Raw genomic sequence first — 19,714 nt, forward strand, 5'->3', positions numbered from 1 at the left:
TCTCCTTTATGCACCAACGCCTAATCTGCCTAATAAACCAAAGGACAGTATAGACACAATAATTCCTGCTGTTAATATGCCCAGAACGATAACAGGGAATGTTTTTTTCGGGTTTAAATTTAAAAGAACGCTGATTAAGGCTCCCATCCAAGCACCTGTACCAGGCAACGGAACGGCAACGAAAAGAAAGACGCCCCAATATTCATATTTACGAATTTGGTCGCTTTTTTGATCTGCCTTTTTTTCACACCAATCAACAAAAGAGCGCAAGGGCGTTTTTTTCAATATGTTAAAAATATAGCGGATGAAAAGCAAAATAAATGGAACTGGCAGCAAGTTACCAATAAAAGCAATAATGAATGTGGGCAGCCAATTCATTTGCAGGGCAAAACCCGCAATGATACCACCTCTTAGTTCCAGAATTGGGAGCATTGATACAATAAAAACAATAAATTCCCTAGCAAGGGAGCCCTGCAGGTTTGTAACAAACCAGGTTGCAATCGTTTCAGCCAATTGAATTCCTCCTGAAAAAGAGCATGGCAACAAAGTCCATGTCGTTTTTTTCGAATCTTTAAAAATATATTATATACTAATATGATTTTCGAAACAATAAGAGTCGCAAAAAAAATATTTTTCTTTTGTTTTTCATTCTTTTGAAGTTTTGAGTTGAAAATGTGTTATATTTATGGTTATAATGGTGCTATAGAAATTAATTTACTATAATATTAGCATGAAAAAATATCATTTATATAGAGTTTGTTATATCATTTTTACATACGAAAGGGTGGAAGATTTGACTGAAGAATTAAGAGGCCAGTTAATGGGGGTTAAATTAACAAAAAAAGAGAAATTAATTGCCGAATTTATATTGGATAATTTTGCTGAGGCTTGTTTTATTACTTCTACTGATATTGCGAAAAGACTTCATGTCAGCGATTCTTCGGTAATTCGTTTTACACGTACTTTGGGATATTCAGGTTTTATGGATTTTCAAAAGAGTATTCGTAAAACTTATACTGAGAGAATCAACAGTGTATCGGATAATATTACTGTGCCATCAGAAAGGTTAAAATTATCCATCAGCAAGCTGGGACAGAGTGATATTGTTGAGAGTTATTTTTCCAATGTGCTGCAAAATATGAAATACTGTATTAATCATAATGATACCCTTTCCTTTGAGCGTGCGGCAGGTTTGATTGCGGGAAGTAAGCGCAAATTTATTGTTGCGTCCAGAGCAAACTCATGTATAGGTGATATGATGCTGCTATTGCTAAAGCATCTACTAACGGATGTTTATGAAACATCGCATCCTGCTTTGAATGTAATTGACCATTTATGTGATATTACGGAAAATGATTGCATAATTGCCGTTAGTTTCCCCAGATACTCGGAAATGGATTTATTGGCTGCTCAAATGGCTTATGACGCAGGGGCAAAAATCATTTTAATCACCGATAAGGCCAGTTCGCCCTTAGCTCAGTATGCAACGCAGTTGTTAACGGTAAGTGTGGACAGTAATACATTCTTTAACTCCTATGTTGGGGTGTTATTTACTATGGAATTACTATGTTCGTTTATAAGTAGAAAAATGGGTTATTCTACAGAGGCTAAATTACAGTTGGTTGATAAATATATTTCCAAAGTCGGCTTATTTTAAGCTGTTATCAGTAGCAAATTGGATATTTCACAAATAAAAAAAGGACCTATTTAATTGGGCCCTTTTTATTTGATTTTTATTATTTATGGATATTATGGAAAGTATTTGTAATGTTACAAGAGATACAAAATTAATATCTATGATTCACATATTCATCAATTAAAGATTTCCGGCTTTCCTCGGAAAAAACGCCTTCCTCTCGCAAGTTTTTTAAAATAAAAGGACTAGTAGAATGAAGAATAATATCTGCATTTTCGATTACAATTTCAAAAAGCTTACCCTTTAAATATTTGCTGTGCACTTTTACAAAATATGCTTCCGTTCCTCTATAATCCAACATTCGTAAAACTGTTTGGGTGGCTTTGTCTTTCTTTTTATAATAATAATTGCTATGTTCTAAAAAGTCCCTTTTTAGTTCATAATCCATATCTTTTGTGGTGCTGATTGATTTTTGTTCCTTTGCTAAAGCATTAAAATACTGGTAGTTAAATAACGCCTTTTCAACTGTATCCATATTTGAAAAAGGGCCTATGTTTCCATATACAACGGCATTATAATTCTTTTCAAGATATTCTCTTTTGTTCATATCACCTTTCATGTATTGATCAATAAGACTTTGTCGGTATTTAAAATATTTCTGAATTGCATTCATGGTTTGCCTCACTTCCATCCATTCCCTATGGCAATGTTATGTTTTATCCTGTTACAATGATGAAAGAACAATTAGGGAGAGGATATATATGCAGACTTTTTTAGAATTTTATCAAAGGGAGATTCAGCCCAAAATTGCGGCAATAGATGTTTTTTTAAAAACAGAGCCTCAGCCTTACGATCAAGAACAAGTTTCAAACCTTTTATGTTTATCAACAACTGAATTATTAGAACTAATGGAACGAGAGAAAATTGCTATCATAACAAAAGGTATGTTTTTGCACCTAATGCAAATTGGATCTTCTCCCCTGTGCAAGATGTTTCGCAGGGAGGTTTCCTGCGGTATGTCAGCAGTATACTCCTTACAGGAGATTTCATACATATACGATTTGGCGCAAAAGGATGTGGAAGAAGCAGCGGACAAAATTGGAAAAAGTCAATTTTCCTCAGCAGAGCTTCCCTCTCTTTTTGGCGAGATATTCATTTCTGATAAACAATATCGGCTCTAAGATTTTCAGCCGTTTCTTTGCCTGCCAAAATTTCAACAAGTTTTAGGGCGAAAGGAATGGCTGTGCCCGGTCCCCGGGAGGTAATGATATTGCCGTCAACACATACTGGGTTTGCAGAAGGGATTGCTCCCGTCAGTTTATTCTCCATACCTGGATATATGGTTGCGGTTTTTCCTGCTAAAAGATTAAGTTCACCTAAGATAAGAGGTGCAGCACAAATTGCACAAACTGTTTTTTTGGCATCATTGTAGCTACAAATCAGGTTATACAAGCCTTGATGGGCCAAAAGATTTAAAGTGCCCGGCATACCTCCAGGTAGAACAATGGCATCTGCCCATACTTTTGCGGCTTCATCAAACATGATATCAGCGGTATAGACGATATTATGCGCTCCTTTGACCTGCAAGGATTTGCCAACAGAAACAAATTTTGCACTTATTCCAACACGAAGCAGTAAATCTAAGGGAGTGACTGCTTCTATTTCTTCAAAACCTTCTGCAAGAAAAATATAAACAGTTTTCATAAGAATAGCCTCCTGATTTCTTTTTTTTTCTTTGGTTTTATTATTAACTATATTATATTCCAGAATGAAAGAATTATCAAGAATACCCTTGACAGAGGATTGTCTCGGGATTATGCTTAAAAAAATTTGGGGGTGAGCAATTGGAAATTGAAAAAAAATATTTAACCAAAGAAATTCCTTTTTCATTGGATGGATTTGTCTGCAAACAAATTTCTCAGTCATATCTATCTTTTTGCCCTACCATTCGCATTCGAAAAAGTGATGAGCAATATTTTTTGACGGTGAAAGGAAAGGGACACATTAAAAGAGAAGAGTTTGAAATGGAGATTGCGCAACAGGAATATGAACATCTGTATGAAAAAATAGAAGGGAAAGAGATTAGAAAAAAACGTTTTCTCATTCCTATAGAAAATGGGCTTAGCGCCGAGGTGGACATTTACGAGGGTCAATTGGAGGGCTTAATGACTACAGAAGTGGAATTTTCAACCATTGAGGAAGCGGAAGTATTTATTGCCCCCAGTTGGTTCGGAGAAGATATTTCTGAGGATTCGCGCTATAAAAATACATCCCTTTCGTTTTATGGCAAACCTTTAATCACGGAATAAGCATCCTAAAAGATGCTTTTTTTATTGGTCTTTTTCTTATCTATGGTGCATAAAATATAGCGATGGACAAGAGACAAGCGAAGGGGAGAGGCCGAGTATGTATAATAGAAGATATGACAAGGTATTTCTAATGCTCAGACAGGAAACGGCAGGCTATAGTATGGGCCAAAGAGCGCCGTGGGGCAGCTGTATTATGGAAATTAAAAATGGAACGGGAAGAATTAGCCTGACAGTACAAGGTTTACGCCCGATCCACCGAGGCAGGTATGCTGTTTATGCCATTGCGGGGGAGAAAGAAAAACAAAATAATTTTTTCTGTGGCGTTTTAACACCGGATAGTGGAGGACACGGTGAGTTGAAATGGGACTTTAATCCGGATGGGTTAGGGGGAAAAAATATCACAGCAGAAGAATTAAACACTGTTGCGATTTTAGCGGAAGCCGACGGAGGGTTTTCCGCACCATTGGCTGCGTATTTCAGCGGCAAAACAGATTGGCGTACATATTTCAACAAGGCGGCTATGAAAAAAGGGGCTCAAAAGGAGCCTACCAATATCCAATTGCAAAACTTGAATCAGCCGGTGAAAAAAGAACTAAAGGTGGAAAAACCTGTGGAAGAGCCGGCATTGGTTGCAGCTGAGGCAACGGTTGTGGAGATGCCTTCTTTTGAGATGCCTAAAATTAATTTAAAGAAGGATGGGGCGAAAGAGGAGAATTTAAAACCAAAAGAAGAAAAAAAAGAAAGCTTTCATGGAAGTTTTCGAGGATTATTGGAAAAATTTCGTCAAGAACTGGATGAACTTCAGGACACAGGGGTATTTACGGACAAAGATTTAGATCGCATTGCCCGGGCGGGGCGAAGAAATTTTCAAAAAGAGGCTGTTATGCAAACCGCAGTTGAAGAGCCATCCACGGTTAAGCAAGCTACCATCGTTGAGGAATCTCCAATAGTGGAGCAAGCTACCGTAGTTGAGGAACCGTCCATAGTAGAGCAAGTCACTACGGTAGAGCAAGCTGATGCAGTTGAAGGCTCAGAGCTGAATTTGGATGACAGCGTTGAGAAAGCTTCTGCCATCGAGGAGGAAGATCTGAATGAGGTAAAGGAAAATTTTTTGGAGAGATATAGGATGTTAAAGGAAAATACGGATATATTTCCTTTTGGTGAAGAGGTGATGCCCTGGAAATGCATTTCTATAGAAGAGATGATTTTACTGGAGGATATTCCTTTATCCTGGATGAAGGATTATTTTATACTATTTGCTATGAAAAAATATCATCATCTTATTTGGAAGCCCCAGAAAAATGGGTATCTTCTTGGGGCGCCAGGGGTGGATACAGACCAAGAACGTGCCAAGGCCGAAGAGTTAGGATTTCAGGAGTTTCGGAAAATGGAAGATGGCGACCTTGGATACTGGATTTTTACAAAGAAATAGGGGTTGCCTTTGGGGGATTTCGATAGTATGATACTTTTATGATATTTTGTTTGATTAAAGGAGAACGTTATGAGAATCAGAAAAAAACCTTGGGCAGAAGCGGAACTTGAGAATAATAGCAGAGTCGTTCAGAATGCACCAATAAAAAAAGGGGAGTGGGCAGAGTTTTTTGGAAATGATAATCCAATTCATGTGGAAATAGGCTGTGGCAAAGGTGGCTTTATAACAAAGAATGCCCAAGCATATCCTGAAGTTAATTTTATCGGGATTGAAAGACAGCAATCGGTTATTGCCCTTGCAGCAAGAAGAACAGATGATGAGCTTTCAAATTTGGCTCTTATTTGGGAAAATGCTGCTAATCTTTCCGATTTATTTGAAGTAGGAGAATTTCAAAGGCTTTATTTAAATTTTTCTGACCCTTGGCCGAAAAAAAGAATGTATAAACGCCGTCTGACCTATCGGGATTTTTTGGTAAGCTATCGCCAAATTATGGGTGGACATGGGGAAGTGTTCTTTAAAACGGATAATCGAAATCTTTTTGAATTTTCCTTAAATGAGTTTTGCGCAGATAATTGGAAATTATCTAATATTTCTTTAGATTTGCACCACAGCGACTTTGAGGAAAATATTATGACAGAATATGAAGAAAAATTTTCTGAACAAGGGATGCCTATTTATCGTTTGGAAGCACGCTATGACCGATAGTACCCTTTGATGTTTGAGATGAGCATTTAGCAACAGAAAAGGATATTCAAGGTCAGAAAAAACAAAATAGAAAAAGATATTTAAAATACCTGCCGTAAGGCAGGTGTTTTAGGGTGTCGATAAAGTCGACACCCTTTGAAAAAAGCTCAGTTCCTTCAAGCTTTTTTCAAGTTTGCAGAGGACAAATAGATGTGTTCCTGCGACCCCAAGGTCTTGAAACGCCCTATTTTCCTCGGATGGGCAAAGCTCATCCTGCGGATTCTACTTGGGGGGAACTTTTCGTTTCTAATCTCTTTCGTTTTATAAAATAGGTTTGTCTACAGTCTGAAATACCTGCCGTAAGGCAGGTATTTATTTATGGTGAATTTAAGATATTCATTTTTGTATTTTTTCCGCTTTTGCTGCCATTATTTTGAACAGTTCTTGCATATCCATATTTCCATTACGCATAATCCATTCAATTGCGCCAAAAACAGGTGTTAAATGGTTGGGGATAAACTCTAATAACGCTGCTTCGTTTTTATCTTTCAAAAGCTGTACCATTTGTAAATGTTGGTCAAAAGAAGGTTGATGTTTTGTCAGCGGCATTTTTGAGAGCGTGAAGATTTGAAACATTGCCCCGATATTCCAATTATTTACATATAGTTTTGTTAATTGAGAATTCCCTGCTAAGGTTACAAACAATGTATGAAAGCGAATTTCCAGCTCAGTGGCAAGGTTATAATTTTGGCTGTCAATACCTGATAGATCAATTGCGACTTGCTCCATTTCATCTAAAATTTCATGAGAAAAATCTATATTTTGAATCGCTTTTTTTACAGCATAAAGTTCGAACATTTCACGTACTTCTATAATTTCTTTCAGCTGCTGCGGCGAAAAATCTGCTACAATAACACCACGCCGAGGTAATGCTACGGCCAATCCTTGTGCTACCAGGCGGTTAATTGCGGAAACAACAGGGGTTCTGCTAATTCCCAAAGAGTCGGAAATTTCTTGGGTGGATAATTTTGATCCTGGTGGATAGGTACCGTTTTGTATACGCGTGCGTATTTCGCGAAAAGCGTAGTCTAACAGTGATTCTGTATGTTCCATATAGTATCCTCTTTCTTTACTAATTTGCTTTTTTTTAATTTAAAATAAATAAAATTAAATTCAAAATAATTCTTTTTTATTATAATGCCTCTGATTGACGTTGTAAACCCTATTCATTGATGTTGACGAAAAATGTGGCAGAAAGCTTGAAATACTTAAATTTCGGGATTTTTGTTTTACTGTATTTTATAGGTTGTATAGCAGGGTTTTTGTTTGGTCACATTAACTAAGGAACAAAAATTTTTAAAATTTTTTGTTTCAAAATCAGCTGCAGTGGGAGTGGGGCATATGTGGTTTAAAAAGGAAATAAAACGTCGCTTTTTTATACCTGTTGCGGCGATTCTAATCCCAATACTGCTCGGGTGTAGTGTAAACTGGCTCCTACCGAACGATCTGACTTTAGTAGAAGGTGAAAAAACAGAAATTGCCACGCAACTTCCTGTTTCAGCAAAATCAGAGGAAAGCATTGGCGTTTTGGGTATTACAACAAAGCCATTGGCTGATGCTTTTCATCTAGAATTAGGTTCTTCTATTATGGCCGATCCTATTCAGGCAGGAACAACAAAAATTACTTTTTATTTCTGTAATGCGGTGCCAATTAAAACCATTGATGCAACGGTGATTCCCAAAACCACTTTAGTTCCGGTTGGAAAAACAGTTGGAGTAAGCTTGGACACAAAGGGACTTTTGGTTTTAGGAACTGGCCAAGTGTATGTGGAGGAAAATGACACAGAGGAACCTTGTAAGGGACTTTTGAAAACGGGTGATCTTTTATTAGAAGCAAATGGAGAAAAATTAATTAACAAAGAAGCGTTGGTTGATGTAGTTACACAAAGTAATGGTCAAGAAATTGAAGTGTTATTGGAAAGAAAGGGCGAGGAAAAGCGTGTGGAAGTAACACCGGTTTTCAGTCAAGCAGAACAAGCGTATAAGTTAGGAATATGGGTGAGAGACAGTATTCAAGGCATAGGAACCATAACCTTTTATGATCCAAATTCAAACCAATTTGGTGCATTAGGACATGGTGTTTATGATGTAGATACTGGCGAACTAATGATAATCAAAAAAGGTATGTTAATTTCTTCTGATCTTACAGATATTGTAAAGGGAAAGAAAGGAGAGCCGGGAGAATTAACTGGGATTATTCAGAGAGACAATGTTTTAGGAGAAGTAAGAAAGAATACGGAAGTTGGTATCTACGGAAGTTTAAATGAAACGGATGATTTTGCTGGCACTGCGTTACCAATTGGATTAAAACAGGAAGTTAAGATTGGTAAGGCAGAAATTTTATCTAACATTGAGGGAGATAAAGTGGAAAAATATGAAATTGAAATTGAAAGTTTCGGCAAAGGAAACGGAAAAGATATGATGATTCGAGTTACGGACAAAAGACTATTGGATAAGACCGGTGGCATTGTTCAAGGAATGAGCGGAAGCCCCATTATCCAAAACGGTCAACTAATTGGTGCTGTGACTCATGTGCTTGTAAATGACCCTGAACGGGGGTATGGAACATTTATTGAGACAATGTTGCAAGAGATGAAGAACAAATAGCTAAAATCAAAAATAAAAATTAAATTTTTATTTTTAGGGGAGATATAAAATCAGTATCTCCCCTTTGTTAAATTATAGCAAATTAGGGAACTTGGCATTTATTTTTTCATTTTTTTTGCTGAAAAATAAAATATAAAACAAAATAAAATACAATTTAAGGAATATATTGTTAGAATAATACAAAAATGGTAAAAATGTTGTATAATATTTTTTAAAAATAAATAATAATTTTTGATTATTAGAAAATTTTTTATTAAAATATATTGAAGTGCAAAATTTTAGGAGTGTTTGGAGAGGAAAGATTGCCGAAAAGCTGTGAAAGGTAAAAATCTTGCGAAATGTTCTCGAATACTGGCGAAAAGTTAATTGCATGTTATAATATGTTTTGTGGGAGAAAGGAAGGGAAGCCTTTTCTCCCAACAAATTTAAGGATGGGGGAGTCAAAATTGAGTGAGTCTGATAAGTTAAAAGTTGTTCTGGCAGACAGGGATGGTTTTTATTTGCAAAAACTGAAACGTTGCCTGGAACGCAAAGGTGACATGGCTGTCGTCGGAATGACTGACAGTGGACCAGCAGTTCTTGAAATGATTAGGAAACTTAATGCAGATGTTGTACTCCTGGATATTCTTTTGGGAGATCGCGATGGTTTTTGGGTTTTAGAGAGCCTGAAAAAGTTAGGCAGCGATTGTATTTGCATCATGATTTCAGCTATTGACAGTGACAAGCTGGTACGAAGAGCCATTGGATTGGGTGCCGAATATTATATGGCAAAGCCCATTCAAGGGGAGTTGTTGCTTGAACGCATCCACCAGCTGATTGATGGTGACAACAATGAAATGCATCAGCCTATAAAAACAGGCAAAGAAGATGTGGCAAAGTATGTGGTGGATGATGTGTATCATAATCTGGAAGCGGATATTTCGGCAACATTAAGTCGAATGGGAATATCTGCCAGTATCAAGGGCTATCATTTTATCAGAAGAGCAATTATGATGGCAGTTGATAATGAAGAGGTACTGATTGGTATTACCAAAGGACTATATCCCGATATAGGGAAGATATTCAAGACCTCGGCAAGTAAAGTAGAAAGAGCTATCCGTCATGCAATAGAAAGTGCGTGGAAGAAGAATGGTCAGCAGGTATTTTTTGAAGTGGTTGGTTATTTAACCCCGGACAAGCCTACGAATGGACAGTTTATTGCTGCTTTAACTGAATATTTCCGAATTCGTCAAAATGAGATCACGAAAAAAATCAGTTGATGATTTTTAGGAACAGATCTTTTATATAATACTAAATGACAACCCTTTTTGCTTTTTGCAAGGAGGGTTTTCTTTTAAAAAAATACTGTGAAACAATTATTTTTAGTTCTTTTTATTGTAGGTTATTCCATACCTTATAGAAAAAGAATGAGGTGAAAAAGATGAGATCATATGCAGACGGGCATTGTGATACCATAGTTAAGATTTATGAGAGGAACCAGGAGCTTTTTTGCAATGATGGACACATTGATATTCAGCGTTTAAAAGATTTTGATGCGCCACTGCAATTTTTTGCAATTTGGCTTGATCCAAAGTACTATCCCATTTCCATGCATCAAACGATGAAATATATTGAGTTTTATTATCACCAAATTCAGAAAAATTCAGAATTCATTGGCCATGTAAATTCCTATTCGGATTTATTGGAAAACATTAAAAATAAAAAAATCAGTGGATTGTTAACGATTGAGGGTGGAGAAGCATTAGAGGGGGAAATTTCTGCTATTCATACCTATTACCGTTTAGGGGTTAGATCAATGACGCTTACATGGAATCACAGGAATCAATTGGCTGATGGTGTGGCAGAGGAAGACAGCAGAGGAGGCCTTACAATTTTTGGACGGCAAGTGGTGGAGGAAATGGAAAAACTGGGAATGATTGTTGATGTTTCCCATCTTTCTGAAATGGGATTTTGGGATGTGACAGAAATTACGAAAAAACCATTTATTGCAAGTCACTCTAATGCACGAGCAATTTGTGATGCTCCAAGAAATCTGCGAGATGAGCAATTACAAGCCATAGCTGAAAAAGGAGGCGTTGTGGGATTGAATTTATTTCCGCCTTTTTTGGCAAAAAATAAGCAGGCGGATTTAGCGGACATCTTGCGGCACATTTATCATATGCTTTCTGTCATTGGAGAAGATTATATTGCATTAGGGAGCGATTTTGATGGAATCGACAGTGTTCCCAAAGAGATAAGAAATGTTAAGGAGCTGGAGGGCTTATTTGACAGAGTTGAAGAAGAATTCGGAAGCAAAACGGCGGAAAAAATATTTTCAAAAAATTTATTGCGAATAGTAAATCAGGTGCTTTGACAAAAGATATATCGTTGCACCCAGAAAGTAAAAGTTTCCAGTGGTCTTAACGGATGAAAATTGACTAAGGATTTTTTGAGAAGAAAGCAGAGAATAGGTAGGCACTTTTTAGTTAAACTCTTTTTTTATTTGTGGGATATTTATTATTTTTTGGTTTAAAATGATAGGAAACTTATCAAAAATATGGTCAGAAAGAATAAAAATGCACAAGGATAAGCTATAAAATTTATTAACCTTATTTCGAATGCAAAAAGATGTTATATCTTGCGTTTGACAAAGCTTTTTGATAATATGTTAAATGATATATAGAATGGATTAAGGCAAATTATGTTTTTTAGCTATTGATAAAAGTGATTTTCCTATTAAAAAAACGGTTATGAGGTGTAGAATTTATGGAATTATCAAGAAAAGCATTGAGCATCAAACCATCCAGTACCATGGCTATTTCATCCAAGGCTGCGCAATTAAAGGCGGAAGGAAAAGATATAGTGACTTTCGGTGTGGGTGAGCCTGATTTTGACACTCCTGAGCATATTCGCAAAGCTGGAATTGCTGCCATTGAAAATGGGGAAACAAGATATACAGCAGCGGCAGGCATCCCTGCTTTACGGCAGGCAGTTTGCGACAAGTTAAAACGAGATAATGGATTGGATTATGAAGCTGCACAAGTAATTATCAGTAACGGGGCAAAGCATTCCTTAATGAATGTGTTTATGGCTATTTTGAATGAAGGCGATGAAGTAATTATTCCTGCACCTTATTGGTTAAGCTATTCGGAAATGGTGAAAATTGCCGGAGGAAAACCGGTTGTTGTACATACAAAAAAAGAGAATCAGTTTATGTTGACCAAGGAGGAATTGGAACAGGCATATACGGATAAAACAAAAGCTTTGGTAATAACCAGCCCCTCCAATCCCACAGGCATGGTGACTTCCTATGAAGATTTAAAGATGGTTGCTGATTTTGCAGTGGGGAAGGATATTTTTGTGATTTCAGATGAAATTTACGAGAAGTTAATTTATGAAGATGATAAAAAGCATATCAGCATTGCATCTTTGGGGGAGGAAATTTATAAAAGAACCATTGTGATAAATGGTGTTTCCAAAAGCTATGCTATGACCGGCTGGAGAATTGGCTTTGCTGCGGCTCCTTTGGAGGTTGCAAAGCTTATGGCTTCTTTACAGTCTCATATGGCATCTAACCCAAATACCATTGCCCAAGCGGCAACGTTGACGGCACTTAACGGTTCCCAGGCATGTGTTGATGAAATGTGCATAGAATTTAAAAAAAGAAGAGATTATATTTTTGAAAGAGAAGAAGCAATTCCTATGATTCATGCATTAAAGCCTGAGGGAGCATTTTACTTATTTGTAGATGTTGCGGGTACTTACGGCAAAAAGCATGACGGTATGGAAATTCAATCTGCAGCTGATTTTGCTTCGATATTATTAGATAAAAAATTTGTTGCTGTGATTCCTTGTGCTGATTTTGGTATGCCGGATTTTATCAGACTTTCTTATGCAACAAGCATGGAGCTGATTAAAAAAGGCATGGATCGTATTGAAGAACTGGTAAATGAATTGAAATGATAATTTTTGAAAGAGGTGGTTTTTGACCGCCTCTTTCTGATAAAAGGAGGTATTTTTCATGAGCTACAAGGTATTGGAAAGCAATGAAACATACAGAGGTAAAATAGTGCGGGTAACGGTGGATAAAATTGAGATGCCGGATGGCAAAGCCGCTTACCGGGAAACTGTCCTAAGAGATAAAAACGCGGCGGCCATACTCCCTATTATGGAGGATGGGAAAATACTTTTTGTTCGACAGTATCGTCATGCCTTTGGGGAAATGTTATTGGAAATCCCTGCCGGTGTCTTGAATGGTAGAGAATTCCCGGAAGCGTGCGTGAAACGGGAGTTGGAGGAGGAGACGGGAAAGAAAGCGGGACGCTTAGAATTTCTCTGCGAAATGTATCCTTCGGTTGGAATTTGCAATGAAATCATTTCTATCTATTTTGCTTATGATTTAACGGAAGGACAACAGAATTTTGATGAGGATGAATTTATTGAGTTAGAAAGCTATACTTTAGACCAAGCGCTAGCAATGATTTATAGCGGTGAAATAAAAGATGGCAAGACGATAGCAGCATTATTTGCTTATAAAAGCAAGCATATTTAAGTAAGACGAGCCATATCCTGTTAGCAGAGGATTGTGAAGGGAGGATGGCTTTTATGGTAAAACGAAATACGAGGCTTGATAAAAGAGGACAAAAGATAATTGCTATCGTTTGTCTTTCTTTTTTAATCGGCGTGACCGGCGGAGCGATCGCAGCAAATTTGATGGGAACTAACGTAAAATCGGAATTGGCAGGGATGATTCGAAATGCCGCAGAAATGCAAGAATCGGGAAGCTTTGCCGCAGTTTTTTGGAAATACTTTAAGTATGATATTGTTATTTGGCTGGGAGGTTGGTTGCATCTTGGGTTATTTCTCTCGGGGATGGCATTCTTACTTCGAAGCATTTCCTTGGGATTTGCTTCTGCTATGATGATGGTTACATATGGTGTGAAGGGTGTATGGGGTGCAATGTTGGCCATATTACCACAAAATATTATTTTGATTCCGGCTTATATTTTCATAATGTGTGCTGCCATTTATTATCTTATCAGTTGGAACGAAGGAAATGGAAAACGAGGATTAAAACGAGAACGAAGGAGGAAACAAACAGAATATTGTATATTGTTTTTATCTTCCATTGTTTTGATTGCAATTGGGGCAGGGATTGAAGTTGCTTTATATCCATTGTAAGAATTGGGCGAAATTACCTTTTTTATTGTTTTTTATGCATAAAATAGATTTGCGGGCGTTCAATATGACGATATTTGGTTTTTTTTACAAATAATAGTGACAATCTATGGAAAACTAAGTATAATGAGTCATACATGATAAAAAGGGGTCTTGAGTATGGAAAGAGCGGTAAATGAATTTGCGAATTACCTTAAAAATGATAAGCATTCATCTGAGAATACAGTGCTTTCTTACATAAGAGATTTAAAAGGATTTAGCAAATTTATGAAACAGTGCGGCGTGGATGACGCAAACAAAGTGAATTATACCAATATTATGGCATATATTTATGAACTGCAAAACCAGAAAAAGGCAGGATCTACGATATCCAGAAATATTGCGTCAATTCGCTCCTTTTATAATTTTCTTATAAAAAGGGGTGAGGTTTCGGAAAATCCTGCTGCCAATTTAGAGCTCCCTAAGACCGAAAAGAAAATGCCTGGTGTTTTAACATTGGACAAGGTGGAATGTTTGCTGGAACAGCCCCAAGGAATAGACCCAAAGGGGATCAGAGATAAGGCAATGCTGGAATTATTGTACGCCACAGGGATTCGTGTTTCTGAGTTAATAACTTTAAAGGTTTCAGATGTGAATTTGCCTTTGGAATATATTCATTGTGGTACAGACCGAAAGAATCGAATTATTCCCATTGGAAATCAAGCGAAAATAGCGCTTAAGAAATATATGGAGAGAGGTCGTAATGGGTTAACTTTGGCTGAAGAGGAGCAAATGCTCTTTGTGAATTGTAATGGAAAACCTATGACAAGGCAAGGGCTTTGGAAAATCATAAAATCTTATGCAAAGAAAGCGGGAATAGACGAGGATATTACACCCCATATGCTACGACATTCATTTGCGGCACACCTCATTGAAAATGGTGCTGATTTAAAATCGGTGCAGGAAATGCTGGGGCATTCTGATATTTCTACAACGCAGATTTATATTAAATTGACAAATCAAAAGTTGAAAAATGTTTATGCAAAAGCTCATCCCAGAGCCTAGTAGATATGAAAAACCGCCGTAGGGCGGTTTTTATTTTTAAAATAAAATAGTGAGAGTATGATTTGGAATCCTTTTGTTGATTAAGGGGGTTAAAATTATCATATGGTTGAATTTGGGAGTTATAAAGCAAAAGGTTAATACCGATAAATAAAAAATTTAAAAAATAATTCCCACGTAGTTCATGGAACCACGTGGGGGAATTTTTGAGAGTAATGTTAAATTTCAATTTTTGCGCCAAGGAGTTTTGCAAATTCTATAAGAATTGCGGTATCCCCCGGCCATGCAGGTGCTGTCACTAGATTGCCATCAACTACAGCTTTATCTGCATCAACTGCTACGTATTCGCATCCTGCTAAAGTAATATCGGGCCCAACAGCAGGGTAGGCTGTGGCCTTTCGACCTTTTAAAACATTTGCCGCTGTTAACAGCTGAGGACCATGACAAATTGCCGCTACAGGTTTATTTGCTGCAAAGAATTCCTGAACGATTTCGATTGCACGTGGATATAATCTCAAGTATTCGGGAGAACGACCGCCTGTGATGAATAAGCCTACATAATCGGATGTATTTACTGCGTCAAAATCTGCAGTTAAAGCAAAGTTATGTCCTCTTTTTTCGGAATATGTTTGATCACCTTCAAAATCATGGATTGCAGTGCGGATGACATCACCTGCTTTTTTTTCAGGGCAAACTGCATCTACCTGATAGCCTAAAACCTGTAAAGTCTGAAAGGGTACCATGGTTTCATAATCTTCAGTATAGTCCCCTACTAGCATTAATACTTTTTTTGCCATAATATTTTCCTCCTTTGTTTTATTTGAACAGCATAATCACTGTACTTACCATTGCGAAAAGAGTTTTATTATTTAATGAAAAGTATAATGCCATTTGTTGGAAAAATCAAGTGCATCTCACTATTTTTTTGTGACAAATTACTGAAAAATGTGGGACGTTTTATGTCTATAACATAAACTTGGAAGGGATAAATTTATTCGTTTTAAAAGGAACGATGGGTTTTGTGGAGGATATTTTTTATAAGGTTGGATGAAATGGGATGAAAGGATTGGATCAATTATATAAATTGTATCTACCTGGAAGTACACAGGTATGGAATGTAAAAAGGAGCTGTAAATTTTGACAGCTCCTTTTTAAAGTATATTCATCTTATTTTAATACGACGTTATGGAAGGTCTTCTTACCTTTTTGCACTAAGAGTTTGCCATCAGCAAATAAATTTGTAGTTACTTTAAATTCAATATCACTCACTGTTTGCTCTGCTATTTTGACACCACCTTGCTGAACAGCACGACGTCCTTCGGAACGAGAAGGCACAACACCAATGGAGGTGAGGAGTGTTAAAATATCCATACCTTGTGCAAAATCTTCAGCAGGTAATTCTGTTGTCGGAACCGAACCTGTAACTGCACCTTTTCCGAAAAGGGCACGAGCGGCTTCTTGTGCTTTTGTTGCTTCTGCTTCGCCGTGAACGATTTTAGTTAATTCAAATGCTAAAACTTCTTTTGCTTTATTAATTTCGCTGTCTTTTAGCGCACCTAGGCGGCGTACTTCTTCCATGGGGAGGAAGGTGAGTAAAGCCAAGCATTTTTCTACATCTTTATCGCCCACGTTTCTCCAGTACTGGTAGAATTCATATGGTGCTGTTTTTTCGGGATCTAACCAAACAGCTCCGCTTACGGTTTTACCCATTTTAATGCCTTCGCTGTTTGTCAGAAGCTTAAAGGTCATACCATACGCGGGTTTACTTAATTTACGGCGAATTAATTCTACGCCGGCAATGATGTTTGACCACTGATCGTTACCGCCTAATTGCATAACACAGTTATGGCGTTCGTTCAATTCCAGGAAATCATATGCCTGCATAATCATATAGTTAAATTCCAAGAAGGAAAGTCCTGCTTCTTTATCCATACGGGTTTTAAAGCAATCGGCTGCCAACATACGGTTTACTGAAAAGTGAACCCCAACATCACGAAGGAATTCAATATAATTTAGATTTCTCAGCCAGTCTGCATTATTTGCAATGATTGCGCTGCCATCATCAAAATTGATAAAGCGGGATAGCTGATTTTTGATGGAAGCAACGTTATGATCAATGGTTTCCACGGTCAGCATTTTACGCATATCCGCTTTTCCGGAAGGATCCCCAATCATACCTGTTCCGCCACCCATTAAGCAAATGGGGCGGTTGCCACAGCGTTGCATATGAGCCATTGCCATAACAGTCAGAAAGTGACCTACATGAAGGCTGTCTGCAGTTGGATCAATGCCGATATAAAATGTTACTCCTCCTTTTTCAAATAGTGCTTTGATTTCATCTTCGTGGGTTAACTGTTCAATAAAGCCACGTTCTTTTAATACTTCGTATGCATTCATTTTCATTCTCCTTACTGTCATTTTATGTTTTTTTGCAGATTAGTCACATTAATATGGACAAAATAAAAGGGTTCTATCGTCGAAAGGACGAGAGAACCCGTGGTACCACCTTAGTTTATGCTTATCATGACAAAAAGACAAACATCTTTCGTCTCAGATAACGGTGAGCAACCGTTGTGCCATTTCCTGCACAAAGCTCATGAGGCGTAATTTACAAATGCTGTTCTACAGTTTTTTCACCAAACAAACTGCTCTCTGTTGTTGTAACCAGCTTTGCCCATAAAACTCATTCAACGCTGATATTTAAATATGGCGATATTCTATCATATCTTTTTTTTAAAGTCAAGATTTCTTCCTAATTCAGAAATCTTAACAATTGTTTTTACTGCTTTATTCATAGAAGATACGGGAATAAATTCATATGGACCATGAAAGTTGTGTCCACCTGTGAACAGATTAGGGCAAGGTAACGACATATAAGAGAGTCTTGCGCCATCAGTGCCGCCTCGGATAGGACGAGTAATGGGAGCAACACCACATGCATCCATGGCTTGTTTTGCTAAGTCTACAATAGACATATGCTTAGATATGCACGAAAACATGTTGTAATATTCATCCCGTATATCCAAAGTAATTGCATTCGGATACTGATTTTTCTTTCTATCTACAATCATTTTTAGCATATTTTTACGATGCTCAAATGCATTACTATCAAAATCTCTTATTATATAGGTAAGATTTGCGGAAGAAACCGAACCTTGAAAGGAGCAGAGGTGGAAGAAACCTTCATAAGCATCCGTTTTAGACGGGATTTCCTTCTCAGGAAGCAAAGTTACAATTTCTGTGCCCAACAGGGCGGCATTCACCATAACATTTTTAGCGGTACCGGGATGGACATTCTTTCCTTTTATATGAATATCTGCGTGAGCAGCATTGAAATTTTCATATTGAAGTTCTCCCAGTTCACCGCCATCAACTGTGTAGGCAAAATCTGCACCGAAAGCCTCAACATTAAAGTAATCAACACCATGACCAATTTCTTCATCTGGCGTAAATGCAATGCGAATTTTTCCGTGAGGAATTTCGGGATGTTTTTTTAGATAATCCATAGCGGTAAGAATTTCGGCAATACCTGCTTTATCGTCAGCTCCCAAAAGAGTGGTTCCATCAGATGTGATTATGGTATCTCCAACATATTTTTTCAGTATAGGAAATTCGTCGGGAGAAATACTTACATTATTTAAAGGAATATTTCCACCATCATATTGCTCCACGATATTAGGCATGATGCCTTCACCTTTTGCATCGGGACTGGTATCCATATGAGCAATAAAGCCAATGACGGGTGCTTTATCAATATTCCCTGGCAAGGTTGCTATGACATAACCGTTCTGATCTACATTTATATCTACGAGACCAATTTCTTTACATTCCTTTGCAAGATAATCTGCAAAATGAAGTTGTGAACGTGTACTGGGGAAAGTATGTGAACTAAAATCAGAAGTTGTATTATGTTTTACATAAGTTAAAAAACGTTCGGTAACAGTTTTCATGGATTTATATCCTCCTTTGTAGAAATACATGAATATAAAAATTTTTATGATTAATATTAAGGTTAATAAAAGTTAATCTTAATTATACAAATTTTTATCAGATAGATTCTATCTATTGTAGCATTCATTTTGGATAAAAGCCACCCTTAAATTAAAACAAAATTAGAAGCAGAGGAAGCAAGAACATAAGGTTTTTATTAAAGCGTGTGGCTGAAAAAGTCATTAAATAAAAAAAACATCTAAAAATCAAAAAAAAGGTTGACACAAATAAGAAATTGAGGTATATTAGTTTCTGCCGCTTCTGATTTCAAAAAACGGCAAAAAAGTAAAAAAAGAGTGAAAAAAGTTCTTGACAATATGGTATCTGCTTAGATATAATATTAAAGGTTTCGCTGCACAAGAAAAGCAATGAAAAACCCATAAGGAGAGATGTCCGAGTGGTTTAAGGAGCTGGTCTTGAAAACCAGTGACTCCGAAAGGGGCCGTGGGTTCGAATCCCACTCTCTCCGTTGTTACAATTTAATAAGCACTTTTAATTCGAGATCATTATGGAGAAGTACCCAAGTGGTTGAAGGGGTTCGCCTGGAAAGCGGATAGGTCGTTAACGCGGCGCGAGGGTTCAAATCCCTCCTTCTCCGCCATTTTAACTCGAAGAAAGAGAAACTTTGAAACAAAGAAAACTTTCGAAAAAAAGTTAAAAAAAGTGCTTGACAAGATGAAGAGAGTCTGGTAAGATAATCTTCGCCGCTGAAAAAGCGGGTTGATCCTTGAAAACTAAACAGTAGAGATACAAACACACAACCCATAGTCAATTCAGCTAGTGAGCTTTGAACCGATT

19 protein-coding genes, 2 tRNA genes and 1 other annotated feature are annotated in these 19,714 nt (G+C 37.2%); of the genes, 14 read left to right on the forward strand and 7 right to left on the reverse strand.

Annotated features, from left to right (window positions below):
- Window positions 1-6: 6 nt before the first annotated feature.
- Complete coding sequence (locus tag P9Q65_RS00815; RefSeq protein ID WP_304507174.1) at window positions 7-513, reverse strand: COG2426 family protein; 507 nt, start codon at window positions 511-513, stop codon at window positions 7-9.
- Window positions 514-793: 280 nt separating this feature from the next.
- Between P9Q65_RS00815 and P9Q65_RS00820 the strand changes: the two genes are divergently transcribed.
- Window positions 794-1,657 (forward strand): MurR/RpiR family transcriptional regulator, encoded by an 864-nt coding sequence (locus P9Q65_RS00820; protein ID WP_330695094.1) that lies wholly within the window; start codon window positions 794-796, stop codon window positions 1,655-1,657.
- A gap of 130 nt (window positions 1,658-1,787) precedes the next feature.
- Here P9Q65_RS00820 and P9Q65_RS00825 read toward each other — a convergent pair whose 3' ends face one another.
- Window positions 1,788-2,309 carry a DUF6648 family protein gene (locus P9Q65_RS00825; RefSeq protein ID WP_304507176.1) on the reverse strand — a complete coding sequence of 174 codons (522 nt, stop codon included), beginning with the start codon at window positions 2,307-2,309 and terminating at the stop codon, window positions 1,788-1,790.
- A gap of 88 nt (window positions 2,310-2,397) precedes the next feature.
- Between P9Q65_RS00825 and P9Q65_RS00830 the strand changes: the two genes are divergently transcribed.
- Window positions 2,398-2,817 (forward strand): hypothetical protein, encoded by a 420-nt coding sequence (locus P9Q65_RS00830; RefSeq protein WP_304507177.1) that lies wholly within the window; start codon window positions 2,398-2,400, stop codon window positions 2,815-2,817.
- On the opposite strand, the gene P9Q65_RS00835 is transcribed toward P9Q65_RS00830, so the two are convergent.
- On the reverse strand, window positions 2,789-3,340 hold the full coding sequence (locus P9Q65_RS00835) for a DJ-1 family glyoxalase III (protein WP_304507178.1): 552 nt from the start codon (window positions 3,338-3,340) through the stop codon (window positions 2,789-2,791). The two genes, P9Q65_RS00830 and P9Q65_RS00835, sit on opposite strands and share 29 nt — an antisense overlap.
- Window positions 3,341-3,480: 140 nt before the next feature.
- On the opposite strand from P9Q65_RS00835, the gene P9Q65_RS00840 reads away from it, so the two are divergent.
- The 3 genes from P9Q65_RS00840 to trmB all read left to right on the forward strand — a co-directional run bounded on the left by P9Q65_RS00840 (window position 3,481) and on the right by trmB (window position 6,082).
- Window positions 3,481-3,945 (forward strand): CYTH domain-containing protein, encoded by a 465-nt coding sequence (locus P9Q65_RS00840; RefSeq protein ID WP_304507179.1) that lies wholly within the window; start codon window positions 3,481-3,483, stop codon window positions 3,943-3,945.
- Between the two features lie 97 nt (window positions 3,946-4,042).
- Window positions 4,043-5,377, forward strand: a complete 1,335-nt coding sequence (locus P9Q65_RS00845; RefSeq protein ID WP_304507180.1) for a DUF7922 domain-containing protein — start codon at window positions 4,043-4,045, stop codon at window positions 5,375-5,377.
- Window positions 5,378-5,446: 69 nt separating this feature from the next.
- On the forward strand, window positions 5,447-6,082 hold the full coding sequence (trmB, locus tag P9Q65_RS00850) for a tRNA (guanosine(46)-N7)-methyltransferase TrmB (protein WP_304507181.1): 636 nt from the start codon (window positions 5,447-5,449) through the stop codon (window positions 6,080-6,082).
- Between the two features lie 375 nt (window positions 6,083-6,457).
- Here trmB and P9Q65_RS00855 read toward each other — a convergent pair whose 3' ends face one another.
- Window positions 6,458-7,174 (reverse strand): GntR family transcriptional regulator, encoded by a 717-nt coding sequence (locus P9Q65_RS00855; RefSeq protein ID WP_304507182.1) that lies wholly within the window; start codon window positions 7,172-7,174, stop codon window positions 6,458-6,460.
- A 288-nt stretch (window positions 7,175-7,462) separates the two neighbouring features.
- Here P9Q65_RS00855 and spoIVB point away from each other — a divergent pair, with 288 nt between their 5' ends.
- The 7 genes from spoIVB (at window position 7,463) to xerD (ending at window position 14,929) form a co-directional block, all read left to right on the forward strand.
- Window positions 7,463-8,728 carry a SpoIVB peptidase gene (gene spoIVB / locus P9Q65_RS00860; protein WP_304507183.1) on the forward strand — a complete coding sequence of 422 codons (1,266 nt, stop codon included), beginning with the start codon at window positions 7,463-7,465 and terminating at the stop codon, window positions 8,726-8,728.
- A gap of 446 nt (window positions 8,729-9,174) precedes the next feature.
- A complete protein-coding gene (locus P9Q65_RS00865; RefSeq protein WP_304507184.1) occupies window positions 9,175-9,987 on the forward strand; it encodes a sporulation initiation factor Spo0A C-terminal domain-containing protein in 813 nt (270 codons plus the stop codon).
- A 161-nt stretch (window positions 9,988-10,148) separates the two neighbouring features.
- Window positions 10,149-11,081, forward strand: coding sequence for a dipeptidase (locus P9Q65_RS00870; protein ID WP_304507185.1), 933 nt, complete (start codon window positions 10,149-10,151; stop codon window positions 11,079-11,081).
- Window positions 11,082-11,473: 392 nt separating this feature from the next.
- Window positions 11,474-12,670, forward strand: coding sequence for a pyridoxal phosphate-dependent aminotransferase (locus tag P9Q65_RS00875; protein ID WP_304507186.1), 1,197 nt, complete (start codon window positions 11,474-11,476; stop codon window positions 12,668-12,670).
- A gap of 58 nt (window positions 12,671-12,728) precedes the next feature.
- Complete coding sequence (locus P9Q65_RS00880; RefSeq protein ID WP_304507187.1) at window positions 12,729-13,259, forward strand: NUDIX hydrolase; 531 nt, start codon at window positions 12,729-12,731, stop codon at window positions 13,257-13,259.
- Window positions 13,260-13,312: 53 nt separating this feature from the next.
- A complete protein-coding gene (locus tag P9Q65_RS00885) occupies window positions 13,313-13,888 on the forward strand; it encodes a stage II sporulation protein M (protein ID WP_304507188.1) in 576 nt (191 codons plus the stop codon).
- A 156-nt stretch (window positions 13,889-14,044) separates the two neighbouring features.
- Complete coding sequence (xerD, locus tag P9Q65_RS00890; protein ID WP_304507189.1) at window positions 14,045-14,929, forward strand: site-specific tyrosine recombinase XerD; 885 nt, start codon at window positions 14,045-14,047, stop codon at window positions 14,927-14,929.
- 215 nt (window positions 14,930-15,144) lie between these two features.
- Here xerD and P9Q65_RS00895 read toward each other — a convergent pair whose 3' ends face one another.
- The 3 genes from P9Q65_RS00895 to pepT all read right to left on the reverse strand — a co-directional run bounded on the left by P9Q65_RS00895 (window position 15,145) and on the right by pepT (window position 18,876).
- On the reverse strand, window positions 15,145-15,723 hold the full coding sequence (locus P9Q65_RS00895; protein WP_304507190.1) for a DJ-1/PfpI family protein: 579 nt from the start codon (window positions 15,721-15,723) through the stop codon (window positions 15,145-15,147).
- Between the two features lie 370 nt (window positions 15,724-16,093).
- The gene (gene tyrS / locus P9Q65_RS00900; RefSeq protein WP_304507191.1) at window positions 16,094-17,323 is read right to left on the reverse strand and encodes a tyrosine--tRNA ligase; all 1,230 of its coding nucleotides are present in this window, start codon (window positions 17,321-17,323) and stop codon (window positions 16,094-16,096) included.
- Between the two features lie 80 nt (window positions 17,324-17,403).
- Window positions 17,404-17,626, reverse strand: a binding site (T-box leader).
- 20 nt (window positions 17,627-17,646) lie between these two features.
- On the reverse strand, window positions 17,647-18,876 hold the full coding sequence (pepT, locus tag P9Q65_RS00905; protein WP_304507192.1) for a peptidase T: 1,230 nt from the start codon (window positions 18,874-18,876) through the stop codon (window positions 17,647-17,649).
- Window positions 18,877-19,299: 423 nt separating this feature from the next.
- Between pepT and P9Q65_RS00910 the strand changes: the two genes are divergently transcribed.
- Together P9Q65_RS00910 and P9Q65_RS00915 are read left to right on the forward strand one after the other, a co-directional pair.
- Window positions 19,300-19,385, forward strand: a tRNA-Ser gene (locus P9Q65_RS00910).
- 41 nt (window positions 19,386-19,426) lie between these two features.
- Window positions 19,427-19,517: transfer RNA gene (locus tag P9Q65_RS00915), tRNA-Ser, on the forward strand.
- Window positions 19,518-19,714 lie beyond the last annotated feature (197 nt).

Source organism: Anaerotignum sp. (genome assembly GCF_030625865.1).
Lineage (GTDB): Bacteria > Bacillota > Clostridia > Lachnospirales > Anaerotignaceae > Chakrabartyella.

What these genes read in the sequence shown, in the direction of transcription:
- P9Q65_RS00870 (WP_304507185.1), top strand. Translation starts at nt 10,149, where the DNA reads ATGAGATCATATGCAGACGGGCATTGTGATACCATAGTTAAGATTTAT.
- P9Q65_RS00855 (WP_304507182.1), bottom strand. Translation starts at nt 7,174, where the DNA reads ATGGAACATACAGAATCACTGTTAGACTACGCTTTTCGCGAAATACGC.
- P9Q65_RS00895 (WP_304507190.1), bottom strand. Translation starts at nt 15,723, where the DNA reads ATGGCAAAAAAAGTATTAATGCTAGTAGGGGACTATACTGAAGATTAT.
- P9Q65_RS00830 (WP_304507177.1), top strand. Translation starts at nt 2,398, where the DNA reads ATGCAGACTTTTTTAGAATTTTATCAAAGGGAGATTCAGCCCAAAATT.
- trmB (WP_304507181.1), top strand. Translation starts at nt 5,447, where the DNA reads ATGAGAATCAGAAAAAAACCTTGGGCAGAAGCGGAACTTGAGAATAAT.
- xerD (WP_304507189.1), top strand. Translation starts at nt 14,045, where the DNA reads ATGGAAAGAGCGGTAAATGAATTTGCGAATTACCTTAAAAATGATAAG.
- P9Q65_RS00825 (WP_304507176.1), bottom strand. Translation starts at nt 2,309, where the DNA reads ATGAATGCAATTCAGAAATATTTTAAATACCGACAAAGTCTTATTGAT.
- P9Q65_RS00885 (WP_304507188.1), top strand. Translation starts at nt 13,313, where the DNA reads ATGGTAAAACGAAATACGAGGCTTGATAAAAGAGGACAAAAGATAATT.
- pepT (WP_304507192.1), bottom strand. Translation starts at nt 18,876, where the DNA reads ATGAAAACTGTTACCGAACGTTTTTTAACTTATGTAAAACATAATACA.
- spoIVB (WP_304507183.1), top strand. Translation starts at nt 7,463, where the DNA reads ATGTGGTTTAAAAAGGAAATAAAACGTCGCTTTTTTATACCTGTTGCG.
- P9Q65_RS00835 (WP_304507178.1), bottom strand. Translation starts at nt 3,340, where the DNA reads ATGAAAACTGTTTATATTTTTCTTGCAGAAGGTTTTGAAGAAATAGAA.
- tyrS (WP_304507191.1), bottom strand. Translation starts at nt 17,323, where the DNA reads ATGAATGCATACGAAGTATTAAAAGAACGTGGCTTTATTGAACAGTTA.
- P9Q65_RS00845 (WP_304507180.1), top strand. Translation starts at nt 4,043, where the DNA reads ATGTATAATAGAAGATATGACAAGGTATTTCTAATGCTCAGACAGGAA.
- P9Q65_RS00875 (WP_304507186.1), top strand. Translation starts at nt 11,474, where the DNA reads ATGGAATTATCAAGAAAAGCATTGAGCATCAAACCATCCAGTACCATG.
- P9Q65_RS00880 (WP_304507187.1), top strand. Translation starts at nt 12,729, where the DNA reads ATGAGCTACAAGGTATTGGAAAGCAATGAAACATACAGAGGTAAAATA.